Annotated in this window: 15 protein-coding genes and 1 pseudogene; 5 read left to right on the forward strand and 11 right to left on the reverse strand. The window is 60.4% G+C overall.

All coding sequences use genetic code 11. The features are described from left to right. Positions 1–54: 54 nt before the first annotated feature. On the forward strand, positions 55–2,259 hold the full coding sequence (locus tag BM177_RS09560) for an amylo-alpha-1,6-glucosidase (protein ID WP_091681540.1): 2,205 nt from the start codon (positions 55–57) through the stop codon (positions 2,257–2,259). 52 nt (positions 2,260–2,311) lie between these two features. Here the strand turns inward: BM177_RS09560 and BM177_RS09565 are convergent, their stop codons facing one another. Further along, the gene (locus tag BM177_RS09565; RefSeq protein WP_091681543.1) at positions 2,312–3,001 is read right to left on the reverse strand and encodes a glycosyltransferase family 2 protein; all 690 of its coding nucleotides are present in this window, start codon (positions 2,999–3,001) and stop codon (positions 2,312–2,314) included. Between the two features lie 111 nt (positions 3,002–3,112). Here BM177_RS09565 and BM177_RS09570 point away from each other — a divergent pair, with 111 nt between their 5' ends. Further along, on the forward strand, positions 3,113–3,643 hold the full coding sequence (locus BM177_RS09570) for a hypothetical protein (protein ID WP_091681545.1): 531 nt from the start codon (positions 3,113–3,115) through the stop codon (positions 3,641–3,643). A gap of 353 nt (positions 3,644–3,996) precedes the next feature. Here BM177_RS09570 and BM177_RS09575 read toward each other — a convergent pair whose 3' ends face one another. Then, on the reverse strand, positions 3,997–4,239 hold the full coding sequence (locus tag BM177_RS09575) for a helix-turn-helix domain-containing protein (RefSeq protein WP_091681548.1): 243 nt from the start codon (positions 4,237–4,239) through the stop codon (positions 3,997–3,999). A gap of 99 nt (positions 4,240–4,338) precedes the next feature. On the opposite strand from BM177_RS09575, the pseudogene BM177_RS09580 reads away from it, so the two are divergent. Next, positions 4,339–5,292, forward strand: a pseudogene (locus BM177_RS09580) (IS1595 family transposase). Between the two features lie 2 nt (positions 5,293–5,294). Here BM177_RS09580 and BM177_RS21125 read toward each other — a convergent pair. The 7 genes from BM177_RS21125 to BM177_RS09615 form a co-directional block, all read right to left on the reverse strand. Next, positions 5,295–5,693 (reverse strand): MAG6450 family protein, encoded by a 399-nt coding sequence (locus BM177_RS21125; RefSeq protein WP_091681550.1) that lies wholly within the window; start codon positions 5,691–5,693, stop codon positions 5,295–5,297. A gap of 12 nt (positions 5,694–5,705) precedes the next feature. After that, positions 5,706–6,170: a Panacea domain-containing protein gene (locus tag BM177_RS09590; protein WP_091681800.1), complete on the reverse strand. Its 465-nt coding sequence runs from the start codon at positions 6,168–6,170 to the stop codon at positions 5,706–5,708. Positions 6,171–6,514: 344 nt separating this feature from the next. Then, positions 6,515–6,943 carry a hypothetical protein gene (locus BM177_RS09595; RefSeq protein ID WP_091681553.1) on the reverse strand — a complete coding sequence of 143 codons (429 nt, stop codon included), beginning with the start codon at positions 6,941–6,943 and terminating at the stop codon, positions 6,515–6,517. A 55-nt stretch (positions 6,944–6,998) separates the two neighbouring features. Further along, the gene (locus tag BM177_RS09600; protein ID WP_175492555.1) at positions 6,999–8,219 is read right to left on the reverse strand and encodes a glycosyltransferase; all 1,221 of its coding nucleotides are present in this window, start codon (positions 8,217–8,219) and stop codon (positions 6,999–7,001) included. A gap of 173 nt (positions 8,220–8,392) precedes the next feature. Continuing rightward, positions 8,393–9,115 carry a glutamine amidotransferase gene (locus BM177_RS09605; protein WP_091681803.1) on the reverse strand — a complete coding sequence of 241 codons (723 nt, stop codon included), beginning with the start codon at positions 9,113–9,115 and terminating at the stop codon, positions 8,393–8,395. A gap of 102 nt (positions 9,116–9,217) precedes the next feature. After that, entirely contained in the window at positions 9,218–9,688 is a 471-nt protein-coding gene (locus BM177_RS09610) for a tellurite resistance TerB family protein (protein ID WP_091681558.1), read from the reverse strand. 90 nt (positions 9,689–9,778) lie between these two features. Further along, a complete protein-coding gene (locus BM177_RS09615; protein ID WP_091681560.1) occupies positions 9,779–10,213 on the reverse strand; it encodes a hypothetical protein in 435 nt (144 codons plus the stop codon). A gap of 314 nt (positions 10,214–10,527) precedes the next feature. Between BM177_RS09615 and pheT the strand changes: the two genes are divergently transcribed. After that, a complete protein-coding gene (pheT, locus tag BM177_RS09625) occupies positions 10,528–12,957 on the forward strand; it encodes a phenylalanine--tRNA ligase subunit beta (RefSeq protein ID WP_091681565.1) in 2,430 nt (809 codons plus the stop codon). Between the two features lie 12 nt (positions 12,958–12,969). Continuing rightward, positions 12,970–13,386, forward strand: coding sequence for a hypothetical protein (locus BM177_RS09630; RefSeq protein WP_139223579.1), 417 nt, complete (start codon positions 12,970–12,972; stop codon positions 13,384–13,386). 114 nt (positions 13,387–13,500) lie between these two features. Here the strand turns inward: BM177_RS09630 and rplT are convergent, their stop codons facing one another. Beyond that, positions 13,501–13,881 carry a 50S ribosomal protein L20 gene (gene rplT, locus BM177_RS09635; RefSeq protein ID WP_091681570.1) on the reverse strand — a complete coding sequence of 127 codons (381 nt, stop codon included), beginning with the start codon at positions 13,879–13,881 and terminating at the stop codon, positions 13,501–13,503. A 106-nt stretch (positions 13,882–13,987) separates the two neighbouring features. Beyond that, positions 13,988–14,188: a 50S ribosomal protein L35 gene (gene rpmI / locus BM177_RS09640; protein WP_091681573.1), complete on the reverse strand. Its 201-nt coding sequence runs from the start codon at positions 14,186–14,188 to the stop codon at positions 13,988–13,990. Between the last annotated feature and the right edge of the window lie 61 nt (positions 14,189–14,249).

The following is a 14,249-nucleotide window of genomic DNA, read 5'->3' on the forward strand; positions in this document are numbered from 1 at the left end:
CTTTTTTTGAAAGCCGACCTTTTGAAAGCCGACTTTTTTTGAAAGAAAAGCACGATGCATGATCCCGACTGGCATGATCCGGCCCGAGGGGTCGATCAAATCATGGATCGTGCTGTAGAACTGCCCCAGCACTACATCGAAACAGATACCGCGCTTGTGCAGCGCTCGCTCCGAAGTCTGAAGTATGGCGACATGTTCGCTGTGTTCGACGATTACGGCGACATCGGCGGCGGCAAATCCGGCCCAGAGGGGCTGTACTTCAACGACACGCGGTTTCTTTCGAAGTACGAACTTCAGCTCGAGGGACAACGCCCGCTGCTGTTGAGTTCGGTCGTGCAGGACGACAACGCCGCCCTCTCGGTCGATCTCGCCAATGCCGACGTTCACGTCGATGGTGTCATCACGCTCCCTCGTGACACCATCGCCCTAGAGCGAACCAAATTCCTGTGGCAGGCGGTGTGTTATGAGCGGATCGGCTTTTGCAATTACGCCGACAGTCACAGGCGGTTTCGTATCGATATCGTTTTCAACGCAGATTTTCGGGACCTCTTCGAAGTTCGGGGATCGCAACGCGAAAAGCGCGGAATCGTCAAAGCGCTGGTGACGAAGACAGGCGCTGAATTTCACTACGTGGGACTTGATGGCGTCACCCGGACGACGGAGCTGCGATTTACTCCGACGCCCGTCAAACTCGAAGCGAACCGGGCGATGTTTGAATTTGATCTCGCCCCCAATCAGCGCGGATCATTGTTTGTGTCCGTGCTGTGCCAGGACAGAAATCAGCCGAAGTGCATCGCCTTTCAAATGGCTTTCCGGGACCGCCGGCGCGACATTCGCGCCAAGACCTCCGAAATTGCGACGGTTGCGAGTTCGAACGACGTGTTCAACGAAATTTGCCGGCGCTCGACGTCGGACCTTTACATGCTGATCACGCGGACGCCCTACGGACTTTATCCCTATGCGGGAATTCCATGGTACAGCACGCCGTTCGGACGCGACGGCATTATCACCGCCATGCTGTTGCTTTGGCTCGATCCGTCGGTCGCGAAGGGCGTGCTTTCCTTTCTTGCGGCGACGCAGGCCAAGACCGTCGATGCGGCCGCTGACGCCGAACCCGGCAAGATTCTGCACGAGACCCGCAATGGAGAAATGGCCCGCCTCGGTGAAGTGCCGTTCCGACTTTATTACGGAACCGTGGACGCGACTCCCCTGTTCGTGATGCTCGCCGGTATGTATTTCGAGCGCACTGGCGATCAGGCGACGCTCACGGCGATCTGGCCGAATGTCAAAGCGGCCCTCGACTGGATCGACATCTTCGGAGATATGGACGGCGACGGCTTCGTCGAATACGCGCGGCGCACGGGATCAGGCCTCGCCAACCAGGGCTGGAAAGATTCGCACGATTCGATTTTTCACGCCGATGGAGCGCTGGCGGAAGGCCCTATCGCGATGTGCGAAGTGCAGGGCTATGTTTTCAGCGCGAAGGTTTATGCGGCGGGCCTCGCCAGTCAGTTCGGCGATCTCGAACTCGCGAAGAAGCTTCTTGCCGAGGCCCATTCGCTCCAGAGGCGTTTCGAGGCGGCGTTCTGGTGCGAGGATCTCGGCGTCTACGCGTTGGCGCTTGACGGCCGCAAGAAACCCTGCCGGGTCCGCACTTCCAATGCGGGGCACGCCTTGTTTACCGGGATCGCCTCGCCAAGGCGCGCGGCAAGAGTGGCGCAAACGCTCTTGAGCGCCGATTCGTTCAGCGGCTGGGGCGTTCGCACGGTCGCAAGAGGCGAAGCGCGCTACAATCCGATATCCTACCACAATGGTTCGATCTGGCCGCATGACAACGCGATCATAGCCCTCGGCTTTGCGCGTTACGGGCTCGCGCAGGAGGCGAACCGCTTGTTCACAGCGATGTTCGAGGCCGCGCGCCATCAGGAATTGCGGCGCCTGCCGGAGCTTTTCTGCGGTTTTATCCGGCGTCCGCACCGCGGACCTACCGCCTATCCCGTCGCCTGCGCGCCACAGGCCTGGGCCGCCGCCACGCCCTTCGCTTTTCTCGCGGCCTGCCTCAACATGGAGCTTCGCGACGAAACCAACGCTGTCCGCTTTAACGATCCCGTCATGCCTGACTTTCTCGATTATGTCGAAATCCGCCGTTTGAGCCTGCGGCAATCGCGGTTCGATCTACGCTTTCAACGGCACGGCGAAGACGTGACGCTTAACCTGCTGTCGAGGCGCGGCGACGCCAAAGTGATGCTGCTCAAATAATCCGCAGGACCGCGATGACCGCATCGAGAACAGGCGATCCTTTCGCGCGGACTTATCGCGAAGGCGCGCTTCTGCGTTTGAGCGCAGCGGCGCGGGACGAGATGGCCGTCGAATTCTTTCGCGAGCTTCTGGCCAATCCGTGCTCGGTCTTGGCCCAATGAAACGGGCGCAGCACGAGATCATAGACCGCCAGCCACGCCGCGACCGACATCAGTAGATAGTAGGGAGCGAGCAGCGGCAGAAAAGGCCAGAGGGAAAGCAGTTTGCGCCGGGTCATGCCAAGGATTGCAAGCCAGACCGTGGAGAAGAGACCGAAGAGCCCGACGGACATCCATAAGGTCGAATGAATGAGCTGGAGGAGTCCTGTCGGCGCCGGCAGGCCTCCGACGGCGAGGTCATGGATCATGAAGCCCGCCAGCAGTGGCCAGAGCGGCGGGGCGACGACCAGGGCCGTCAACAGAAGCACAAGCGCGCCCGCGTCGGCGGCCCCGACTTCGGCGACGAGCCGCCCCGGGTTCCGGCTCAATGTGATGAAGGTCTGCATCCATCCCTTCGACCAGCGGCGGCGTTGCGACAGCCAGGCCGCCAGATGCGCCGGCGCCTCTTCTTCGGTATTGGAGAGGAGCGTATCAGTCCGGTAGCCGAACCGCGCGAGCCGAAGACCGAGATCGGCGTCCTCGGTGACGTTCCAGGCGTCCCAGCCGCAAACCTCCCTCAAGACGTCGGCCCGGAAATGCGGTATTAGGTAGCAAACTCACCAAGGGCCGGCCCCCTATCGCATCAATGCCTAATGTGATAGAAGATTGACTCTAGCGCGATTTGTGCTATTCCTCGCGCTAGAGAGGGGCGCGTTATGGCGAATCAATTTATTGACCAAATTATTCCGCGCGAAACGGAGCATCTGCGGTCTTTGTTAGAGGCCGCCTTTGAGGCTGGACGTGCAGCGGAACGCGAGGCTATGAAACGCCAATTGCTCGCGGTCTTATCTCCTAGCGAATTGAATATTGAGAATGTGCCGATGGCTCAAACAGGGCTAGATACAGTTTCTCAAAGAGGTCCGCTAGCTGATGAACATATTGCGGCCACCCATGCTGAGACTCGCGCCCAGCCGGGCACAGTCAAGCCTGTTATCAAGGGGCTGATCGAGACCGCAAAAAATGGGATTCTCACTTCCACAATCATTGAACGAACCGGGTTCAAAGAAAATTCGGTTCGCGGAACACTCTCTGCGCTGAAGTCAGAAGGGTTCGCAGAACGTCGCGGAGACCTATGGTTCGTCGCCCCCGACCAAGATCGTTCAAAACCGGAAGAAACCTTCGCAGACGAAGAATTTGCAGAGGAAGATGAATGGGGTGAGCCCTTAAACAAGGAGCCCACGGAATAAAAAAGCCCCGGCGCACTGGCGCACTGGCGCACCGGAGCTTTTTGAATTGGGGGTGCACAGTGCAGGGCTGGACCGTCCAAGCCATCGCCCGGCGGGCGCAAGTCCCGCTACCTCCACCTATCGCCGCTAGAGGGCCAGTCTTGGCCGATCAACCCTCTGGCATTTCATGAAATACGCCAGACCGTCCACTGGCTTTAGTTGGACGGAGATTTAGGAGCATCCCATGTGGCAAGCCAAAATAATATCGCTGTAAGGGCTTAAAGCTCTCGCGTCCTGCGATCTTTGGCTCGGCCGCCGCGCTCTCGTACAGTGCGGCGGTTCTTCTATTTAATATACGAGTCGTAAGAATCCGTCTAGTGCGCTGTTCCGTTTTTGGGGGCGGCGTAGGTGATCCCGCATGTCTCGCCGTCATCAACAAAACCAATCCCCTTCCCCTCAAGCGCAGCTTGCATTGCCCCTAGATTGTTCGGAATCGGAACGCGCCGCCCTTTCTCGAAATCGCGCACCGTTGAAAGGGAAACGCTCGCAGCGCTGGCAAGATCGCCCTGCGACCAATCAAGCCATCCTCGAGCCGCGCGGCATTGTTCAGGCGTCATGGGAGTCTAATAGCGACAAAATGCGCGCACGTCAACGATTTGTGTTGACGCCAACAATTTCAACGCTTATTAATGAGGTCAACGGAAAGCGTTGGTCTCATGTCGCAGCATTTTCTTCTCTCCAAAGCCGCAAGGAGCCTGAGCCTCGCTCGGGTTGCTCGGCTTTCGGACGAAGAAGCGCATGACGCCTTCCGCTTAATCCGCTGGACCGCGACCGAAGGCGAGCCGGTCTGCCCGCGCTGCCAATGCGGCGCGACCTACAAATACGAAACCCGCAAGCTCTGGAAATGCAAGGCTTGCTCGCATCAATTCAGCGTCACGTCCGGCACCATCTTCGCCAGCCGCAAGATGCCGATCCGCGATATTCTTCTCGCCATTGCCATCTTCGTGAACGGCGCGAAAGGTCATAGCGCGTTGCAGCTCTCCCGCGACTTGGATTGCCATATAAGACGGCGTTCGTGCTGGCGCACAAAATCCGCGAAGCTCTCGCCGCTGAAAAGGCCGAAGAAACCGTTTCCGGCGAAGTCGAAATCGACGGCGCCTATTTCGGCGGTTACGTGAAGCCTGCGAACTGGAAAGAGAACCGGGTTGATCGCCGCCTTGCTCAGAACCAAACCGGCAAGCGCCGCGTCGTCGTCGTCATGCGCGAGCGCAACGGAATTACGCTCCCCTTCGTGTTCAAGAGCGAAGCGCAGTCAGTCGCCACGATCGGCCAGCGCGTTCATCCCGAGGCTACGATCCATGCCGACCAAGCTGCGGGCTGGGACGTTCTTCACGAGCGCTTCCTGACGAAGCGGATCAATCACGAAGAATGCTATTCGGACGGCGATGCCTGCACCAATCAGGCGGAAAGCTTTTTCTCCCGCCTTCGCCCGCGCTGAGATCGGAACGCATCATCGTATCGGCGGGAAATATCTTTCTGCTTATGCCTCAGAGATGGCTTGGCGCGAGGATAATCGGCGCATCAGCAATGGCGAACAATATCTCATCGCGTCAAACGCCGCACTTAAGCATGGCGTTTCGCGCCAATGGAAGGGGTATTGGCAGAGGTAATCTCATTTTCCAGAAGGGAAAACAGCGTGGTTCCTATCCAACCAGACGAGATAGAATCGGCCACTCTCCACAAACCCATGGACACGCGACTTTCCAGATATTCTCATTTCGGCGAGCGCAATGTCCTTCGACACGGCTGCTGGACGAGAAAATCCGCTGCTCGTTTTCCCCTTGTGTAGTTTATAGCAAAGTCCCTGGTCCGTTTGAATTTCGGTTGGAGTAAGATTCTGAATCTTGTCCACAAATTTTCTCAAAAACTTTAGTTGGGCCTGCTGCCAATCCGATAGGCATTCCGAGCCGGAACTCCAATATTTGAAGCTAACTTCTATCTTTGAGACTACTGAGAACTCTAGCTTGCTGCTGTCTAGCGTGTCACTAGGAAGCTTCATCGGCTGCCGCATGGAAAACCAGCCTCAAAGAGAAGCAAAATGTATTGCCATCGATTCTTTTGAGATCACGTTTTCGCAGCGCTCCTCCGGCAAAGCGCCTGCCCTGGCTGCAATCCACGGCGGTTCGCTATGGGTCTTTTTCTCAAGCCCCTTTGCGGAGTACACGGAATACGTATCGTTCACCGCAGATAAGAGCCGAAGTGGCTCTCCCGATATTTTGCAGGTCAGTTTTTTTTCTGGCAGCGCGTCATAGCCCGCGCCTTTGTAAAAGTCATAGACACTGCGGGCGACCGGTCCATGAACCCATGCCTGCAAGTCTTCGTCAAAAAGTGGCCGATTCAATTTCGCCAAGGACCAGCCCTGCGCATAATAGATCAGCTTTTGCACTTTTAGTTGCGTGATAACATTGCCTGATTCACGATCTGTGACGAGCACAAACCATTTCGCAATCTCTCTCGCTGGAATTTCGAAGGATTTTCTGATTTTCATGGCATTCGCCTGATAATAATGGGCATTTATCACTCCGTATGGTTAGATTACGGAGACCTAGCAGGCATTTTGACAAGTAGTTTATATCCGAAAAAATTGAGTCGTGGTTTTTTTATTCCCCATTATTTCCGCGCTCTGACGCCGCCGCGTCCTCACACCGGAAACTGGCCCGCGCCTCAATTGTTGCCTCATCACGTTGATAATCGAACAACGACCGCGCTCCTTAGAGCTGCGTCGCCGTCATCCATGTCCTTTGAACGAAGCGCTGCGCGAGCCTGTCTCTAGTTAGAGGCTCTAAAGCTTGCACGAGAACGGCGCAATAAATCGTAAAGTTGGGCGCAAAGTCAGACAGAAAGTCGCCAAACCTGACCGGCGCTGGTCCGTTCCCCTTCCACGACGCGCCCCGCTCGCATTTTCCGCAGAGCGCACCCTACCCGCCGTGTAACGTCCGAGAGCAATCTCCGGTCCTTGGCGTCCTTGCCTTCGCATTGGCAGACCAAGCAGGCCAGTTCCCGGCTTGTCAGCGGCCTTCCAGCTTTCCTGAGTTCGGCTAACAGATACTGGCGAAGCTCGTTCCGATAGAACAGCACGATCCGGGCCTGCCTTGGCGTCTTGCCGTCTAGCTCGCCCTTGAAGCCGCAAGTGTCGAGAACCCGGTCTATGGCTTCTATATCGTTTGCCAGCACCGCCATACGTTCGCGAAGCTCGGCGTTTTCGCGCATGAGTTCTTCGCGCTTTGCCAGAAGTCCGTTGATAAGGGTTTCGTCCTGCATCCGCTAAGGCTAGCGGTTTCCAGCGACATCGCCCATATTGGTTGAGGTGAGCTTGCTACATAATACCGCGGAAATGATTTGACGACCCCCCGAGAGGCAGCGGGAGGCGCAGACCCGCGAGCCCCTGATGGAGAACATCGAACAATATCGCGTACTCGATGGAGAACAAACGGGTCAGCCAGGAATCCTCGACATTGTCGATGGACAACCGGGCCTGCAGGCAGGCGACCCGTTTCGGCGCGCGCAGGAAACGTTCCGCGGCTTCGCGCAACTGCGTCGGCGCCGGCGTATCCTCGGCGTCGAAGACGGCGACGAACTCTCCGCGCAGCAGCGGAAGGGCGACGTTGAGCGCGCGCGGTTTTGTTCTGGGCCAGCCCGGCGGGGCTATGACGATTTCGTAGATCGGAGGCAGGCGCAAAGACTCGAGCGCCTGCCGGGTCAGGCTGTCGTCCGCTTCGATCACGAGCTTGATGTCCAGCTTGCCGCGCGGATAGTCGATGTCGTCGAGCGCCGCCGCGAGCTGGCGCACGATCCTCGCCTCGCGATGCAGCGCGACGACAATCGAATAGCGCGGCAGTCGACGATCCTCGAGAGGAGCGCGGAACGTCTGCTTGACGGATCCCATACTGGCCGCGCCGGCGAACAGGCGCAAAAAAATGGCCGCAAGGAAAAGCGCGTTCACGCTGAGCGACATGAAACTCGCGCCGACGCCGGGCGTCAGGACGATGGCGAGCGACAGAATCCAGAGGGACGCCATTGCGAGCCTGCGCTGCTGCGGGCTTGGTCCGGATCGCGCCGAAAAATCCGGATCGAAATTCGCCAGAGCGAAGCTCGCCTCCCAGGCGATCGCGTCGATCGACGCCGCGCGCACGAGGCGCGACAGGTTGGCGGGAGTCGTGATGACGAAATCCGCGCCGTCGAGTTCGCCCCGCCTCGCCAGCCCCAACAGGTCCGTGAGATCGCCTTCGCGCGGAGCGACGAGCCATCGCGGTCCGCGCCCGGGCGCAAGCGGAGCAAAGCCGAGATGGATCGATTCCGGATAGCGCGCCGCGGGGTCGATCTCGATCGGGCCATCGACGTAGCCGACGCCAAGATGGACCGCGAGAGACCGATAAAAGACGGGTTCGTCAACGGCGCCGGACGCGAGCAAGGCCGCGTCGGGGGAAACGGCTTGGTCCCGGGCCTGTTGGGCGGCTTTCGCCAGAACGGCGGCGGGGGCGGGCAAGAACGCGATTTCGCCCGGTAACGGGGGCGGCCGATCATCTGACCGCCGCATCGGCGGGCTCGCGGCGGCGGGCACGGCGGTTCGAGCCGCTTGGATTGCGTTTTCACTGCCGCCAGGCACGATCATAAGATATTTCAGCTCGTGCTTAGCCGCGCGAATTCAAACTACATAACGCAACAGATCAATAATGTCAGTCAAAAATGCTTATCTCGAATGCCGGCGCTTCAGATCGCCTGACCCTCCGAGAGCCACGCGCCGAGAAACGCGTTCGACCAGCGCGCGATGGCTCTATCGTGACGAAGCCATCCTTCGAGATGCCTGTGACGGGGATGCGCTCCCGGCGAAACCATACGATCCTGACACGTCATCGACCACCGGCACATCATGGCGAGGGTCACCTCGGGATGAAACTGAAGCCCGTAGGCCGCCGGTCCGTAGCGGAAGGCCTGCGCCTCGAAATCCTTCCCGCTGGCCAGAAGGGTCGCCCCTTTCGGCAGCTCGAACCCTTCGCGATGCCATTGGTAGACGCGGTCGGGAAACCGGCAATCGCAGACCTGATGGCCCTGCTCGGTCGGATGAATGGGATAATATCCGACCTCGACTCGCCCCTGCGGATGCGGACGCACGCAATGACCAAGATGGGTCGCGAGCATTTGCGCGCCGAGGCAAATGCCGAGCAGCGGCTTTTCTTCCTTCAATGGCGTTTCGATCCATTGAATTTCGCGGCGGATCCAAGCGTCCGTGTCGTTGACGCTCATCGGCCCGCCGAAAATGATCACGCCAACGTGATCACAAAGCGTGGCGGGCAGCGGATCTCCGAACCGCGGACGCCGGACGTCGAGCTGATACCCTTTGGTCAGCAGAAGACGGCCGAGCCTGCCCGCCGTGGAATGTTCCTGGTGCAGGATGATGAGAACCCTGCCGGAGGAATCGTGTCGCGATGCCATATAGCGCAAGTGTGACCAACAACGCAGGCGCGCGTCAAGCGATTTTGCTGCAACAGCGAACAAACAATTCAGGGCCGAAGGCGAAAGCCGGAAAATCCGCCCTTATGCGGAATCCTTGGCCACTGAATCCCTCGCCGCGCGCTGGCGCGCCTGGACCCGGTCGTTGTTGGAAATATCGAGCAGTTCGGCGATGCGCCCGATCGTGCTTTCCTCGAATTCATCGATCTTGCCGTCGACCAAAGCGATATCCCACATCATTTCCACGATGTTCGCCCGGCCCTCCTCGTCAAGGCGGCGCTTCAGAACGCTGGTGAACTGGAAAAAATCGATTGCTTCGCGGTCGCTTTCCTCCCCCTCGGCGATCAACTCGGCGGTCGCCGCCGCGTCGAGACCGAACCGCTCCTCGATGAGGTTGGTCAGGCGGTTGCGCTCGGCCTCATCGGCCTTGCCGTCGATCTTGGCGATATTGATCACAAGCGCCACGGCGGCGAGGCGGTAATCGTCGTCGCCGAAAGCCTTTTTGGGTTCGGAGCCGCTGAGTTCGGTGAGAAACGCCTTCAAATTGTCGAACATGCAGGGTCTCCATTCAGAGGTTTTTGCAAGAGATTCCAAGGGTTTGGCGAGGAGGTCGCGACTTTCGGCGCCAGCCAGGTCGACCCCCGGCTACCGAAGCATCAGGCACGTAAAATAACCCTCCGGGCGATGGTAGGCGCCGCGCAGGGCCTTCACCCAGGACTGACAAAGCGATTTCGAGGAAAAGCAGATTTTTTCGTCGCGCCAGTCGGTCCAGCTCCGCCCATAAGGATCGACGAACGGGCGCCCGCCGGAGAAATGCCCGTACCAGACCGAGCGCCAGGGCAATTCCTCGGCGGTGATCTCGGACGGCTCCCAGAACGGCTGGCCGATCGAACATGGAACGCCTGCCTCCGGCGACGGACCGGGACCGACGGCGGGAGATGTCTGGCGAAGCTCCGACGCCTGGTCGATATCGGCGGCATGGCCCGGCGGCGGCAAACTGGAAAGCGCCCACAAGGCGACGATTGCGCCGAGCGCAGGGCCGGACCGCCGGCCTGTTCGGGTTGCCTCGCATACGCCCATGAAATCAATCCCGCTGTCTGTTCCTTCGCCGCAGAAAAGCGGCTCGTGAAATCTTGAGCATGGAAAGAGCGACGCCTCAAGCGCGAAGGCGATTTTGTCGTAGGCTCCCCGATCAATCGAGGCGCCATGGCGCCCGCGGCCTCGCCGAATCGACGCCGAAACCTAAGCCTTGAGCCCGCTCGCGCGCTCAGAAAACGCAAAGCCAAACGCGCGCCGGCGACTTTTCGCTCGACATTGGCGGTCGCTGCAGAAAGAAAAGGTCCGGCATATCCACGGGCGGACGCGTTTCGCCTTTTTTCCCTCCCGAGACCGCAATGAAGTTCACCGTTTCCTGGCTCAAGGATCACATCGAGACGCACGCGACGCTCGAGGTCATTACCGCCGCCCTGACAAAAATCGGCCTTGAGGTCGAGCGCGTCGAAGACCGGGCGGCGGCCCTCAAGGACTTTGTCATCGCCTCGATTCTCGAGGCGAAACCGCATCCCAACGCCGACCGCCTGCAGGTCTGCCTCGTCGACGCCGGGGGAGACGCGCCCGTGCAGGTCGTTTGCGGCGCGCCCAACGCCCGGGCGGGGATGAAGTCGGTTTTCGCTCCGCCTGGAGCCCTGATCCCGAGCAAGAACACCGTGCTCGGCAAAGGCGTCATTCGCGGCGTCGAATCGCTCGGAATGCTGTGTTCGGGCGCAGAACTCGAACTCGATTCCGAATCGGACGGAATCCTCGACCTGCCCGAATCGGCGCCGGTTGGAACGGTTTACGCCGTCTGGGCCGGCCTTTCCGATCCGGTGATCGAAATCAATCTGTTGCCGAACCGTCCCGACGCCATGGGCGTCCACGGAATCGCGCGCGATCTCGCCGCCGCCGGACTAGGCCGCTTCAAGGACCGGCCCGTGACCTCCATTGAGGGCGCGTTTCCCTGCCCGATCGTGGCCCGGCTCGACCTCGCCGAGGGCGACGCGCATCTCGCGCCCGCCTTCGCGTTGCGCCTTGTCAAGGACGTGCGCAACGGGCCCAGCCCCGACTGGATGCAAAAGCGGCTCAAAGCCATCGGCCTGCGCCCGATCAACGCGCTCGTCGACATCACCAATTATCTCGCCTTCGACCGCGCAAGACCGCTGCATGTCTTCGACGCCGGCAAGGTGCGCGGCGCGATTTACGTGCGCCGGGCGAAATCCGGAGAGGAATTGCTGGCGCTCGACGGCAAGACCTACCTGCTCGACGAGAGCAATGTCGTCATCGCCGACGACGCGGGCGTCGAATCCCTCGCCGGCGTCATGGGCGGCACGGCGTCGGGCTGCGACGAGGCCACGACCTCGGTGCTGATCGAATCGGCGCTTTGGGACCCGGTCAATATCGCGCGGAGCGGACGCAGGCTCGGCCTGAATTCAGACGCCCGCTACCGCTTCGAGCGCGGCGTCGATCCGGCGTTCTGCCTGCCGGGCCTCGACCTCGCCACGGCGCTCGTGCTCGAATTCTGCGGCGGAACGGCCTCACAAACCTCGATCGCCGGAAAAATTCCGCACCCCGCGACGCGCATCGTTTTTCCCTGGAGCGAAGTCAAGCGCCTCACCGGCCTGGAACTCGACGTCTCCGAAATGGCGGGCATTCTCGAATCGCTCGGATTCGAGATCGCCGGTTCGCCGGGCAACAGCGACCGGGTCGTCGTCAAGGCGCCGTCGTGGCGCCCCGACATCGAGGGCAAGGCCGACCTCGTCGAGGAGATCGTCCGCATCGCCGGACTTGACCGCGTCGCGCCGCGCGCCTTCCCTAGAGAAAACGCTCAGGTCGCGACAGCCGTCCTCACCCCGGCCCAGCGCCGCGTCCGAACCGCCAAAAGGTCGCTCGCCGCCTCGGGACTGGTCGAAGCGGTGACCTGGTCGTTCATTTCGCGCCAGCGCGCCGAACTGTTCGGCGGAGGAGCGCAAGCTCTCGCCCTCGCGAACCCGATCGCGCCAGAACTCTCCGACATGCGTCCGAGTCTTCTGCCGGGGCTGATCGCGGCGGCGCAACGCAGCGCCGACCGCGGCCATGGCGGCGCCGCGCTGTTCGAGGTCGGCCAGGTTTTCCTTGGGGACGAACCCGGCGGCCAGAAAATCGCGGCGGCCGCGATCCGGACCGCGCCGGCGGGTTCCCTGGCGAGGCACTGGTCGCTCGCGCCGGGCGGCGTCGACGCCTTCGACGCCAAAGCCGACGTTCTCGCCCTCGTCGCCGCGCTTGGCGAGCCGACCAGCGGATTGCAGATCGTTCGGGGCGGACCGCCCTGGTTTCATCCCGGCCGCTCGGCGAAGCTCCAGTTCGGCGCCAAGAACGTCATCGGCGCCTTCGGCGAAATTCATCCGGCACGGCTTGAGGCGCTCGGCGCGCAGGGGCCGCTGGTTGGTTTTGAATTGATCCTCGATGACATACCGGCGCCCAAATCAAGGCCGACAAAGACGAAATCGAAGCTCGAACTTTCGGACTTCATGCCGCTTGAGCGCGACTTCGCGTTTGTCGCCGATCGCTCCGTCGAAGCAGGCGATATCGTCAAGGCCGTGATGTCGGCCGATCGCGCCCTCATCTCGGAGGCCGGCGTGTTTGACGTCTACGAAGGGAAAGGAGTTCCCGAGGGCAAAAAATCCATCGCTGTCTCGGTGATTTTGCAGCCGCGCGAAAAGACATTGACCGATTCCGAGATCGAAGCCGTCGCGGCCAGGATCATCGCCGAGGTCGCGAAAAAAACCGGCGCGGCGCTCAGAGGACTTTGAGAGGATAAAACCTTGCGACCTTTTCAATTTTTTTGCGCGATGGCGCTCTGCGTCGCGGCGGGCGCCCTGCCCGGAACGGCGGACGCGGCGCCCCGAACGATCGACGATTGCGAATCGATCCAGGCGCCCGACGCCTATAATCAGTGCCTTGCCGCCTTCGGCCCCGTCGCTCACGCTCACGGCGGCGTCGCGAATGTTGAGGAGCCGGCCGCAGGCGCACCGGACACGCATTCAGAGTCGTCGGAGCCGGCTAAAGCGTCGAAATCGCAGTCCCGGCGCGGACATTGGGCGCACGCCGCGCATCACGAGAAGAAGCATCAAGGCGCCGGCAAGGGCGGACATCGCCATCGGGTCGCCGCGAGCGGGCGTTCGCAAGGCGGCAAAAGATTGCAGTTCAGCGTCGTGTCGGGACACACGCGCCTGCGTTGATGATAAAAAGCTCCCGCATTTGAATGCGGGAGCCTTTTTCAAATACTTGGCCAAAAATACTTGGCGAGGAACCCTTGGCGAGGCATTCCCCCGCGCAATCAGGCCTTCGGCAGTTCAGGCCTTGGCGGGCTCAGGCTTGGCCGGCAAGGCGGCTTTCGCCTGCTCGACAATCGCCTTGAACGCCTCGGGCTGGCTGATGGCGAGTTCGGACAGAACCTTGCGGTCGATCTCGATTCCGGCCTTGGCGAGCCCGTCGATGAACCGCGAATAGGTGAGCCCCAGTTCGCGCACCGCGGCGTTGACCCGCTGAATCCACAACGCGCGGAAGACGCGCTTTTTGGCCCGGCGATCGCGCGTCGCATATTGCATCGAGCGGTCGACGGCGGCCTTGGCGGCGCGGATCGTGTTCTTGCGGCGGCCATAGAAGCCTTTGGCCGCGGCGAGGGTTTTCTTGTGCTTGGCGTGCGAAGTGACGCCGCGTTTGACGCGTGCCATGATCAATCTCCGGAGTGCTTGGAACCAGAGCGCTTATCCGCCGATCCGGCCATTGGCCGAAGGGGACGCTCTCAATGGAAAAACAGTACAAGTGGCCAGCGAGGCGTCAGCCGTTCGGCAGGAAGTACTTGATGATATTGTCGCCGTCGCTCTTGAACAGAACATTGGTCCCGCGCAAATTCCGGATCTGCTTGTTGGTGCGTTTGATCATGCCATGGCGCTTTCCGGCCTGCGCATACATGACCTTGCCGGTCCCGGTGATCTTGAAGCGCTTCTTCGCGCCCGATTTCGTCTTCAGTTTGGGCATTTTGCTCGTCTCCGCCGGGCGTCTTGCGCCCGCATGTGTTTGATATGAGCAGGCTTACGCC

Origin of the sequence: Methylocapsa palsarum, from assembly GCF_900114285.1 — a bacterium.
Taxonomy (GTDB): domain Bacteria; phylum Pseudomonadota; class Alphaproteobacteria; order Rhizobiales; family Beijerinckiaceae; genus Methylocapsa; species Methylocapsa palsarum.

Bases quoted from the DNA above. Each gene is read 5' to 3' on its own strand.
- rplT (WP_091681570.1), bottom strand. From the start codon at position 13,881: ATGGCACGCGTCAAACGCGGCGTCACTTCGCACGCCAAGCACAAGAAA.
- BM177_RS09595 (WP_091681553.1), bottom strand. From the start codon at position 6,943: ATGCAGGACGAAACCCTTATCAACGGACTTCTGGCAAAGCGCGAAGAA.
- BM177_RS21125 (WP_091681550.1), bottom strand. From the start codon at position 5,693: ATGCGGCAGCCGATGAAGCTTCCTAGTGACACGCTAGACAGCAGCAAG.
- BM177_RS09570 (WP_091681545.1), top strand. From the start codon at position 3,113: ATGGCGAATCAATTTATTGACCAAATTATTCCGCGCGAAACGGAGCAT.
- BM177_RS09560 (WP_091681540.1), top strand. From the start codon at position 55: ATGCATGATCCCGACTGGCATGATCCGGCCCGAGGGGTCGATCAAATC.
- pheT (WP_091681565.1), top strand. From the start codon at position 10,528: ATGAAGTTCACCGTTTCCTGGCTCAAGGATCACATCGAGACGCACGCG.
- BM177_RS09610 (WP_091681558.1), bottom strand. From the start codon at position 9,688: ATGTTCGACAATTTGAAGGCGTTTCTCACCGAACTCAGCGGCTCCGAA.
- rpmI (WP_091681573.1), bottom strand. From the start codon at position 14,188: ATGCCCAAACTGAAGACGAAATCGGGCGCGAAGAAGCGCTTCAAGATC.
- BM177_RS09575 (WP_091681548.1), bottom strand. From the start codon at position 4,239: ATGACGCCTGAACAATGCCGCGCGGCTCGAGGATGGCTTGATTGGTCG.
- BM177_RS09590 (WP_091681800.1), bottom strand. From the start codon at position 6,170: ATGAAAATCAGAAAATCCTTCGAAATTCCAGCGAGAGAGATTGCGAAA.
- BM177_RS09600 (WP_175492555.1), bottom strand. From the start codon at position 8,219: ATGCGGCGGTCAGATGATCGGCCGCCCCCGTTACCGGGCGAAATCGCG.
- BM177_RS09605 (WP_091681803.1), bottom strand. From the start codon at position 9,115: ATGGCATCGCGACACGATTCCTCCGGCAGGGTTCTCATCATCCTGCAC.
- BM177_RS09615 (WP_091681560.1), bottom strand. From the start codon at position 10,213: ATGGGCGTATGCGAGGCAACCCGAACAGGCCGGCGGTCCGGCCCTGCG.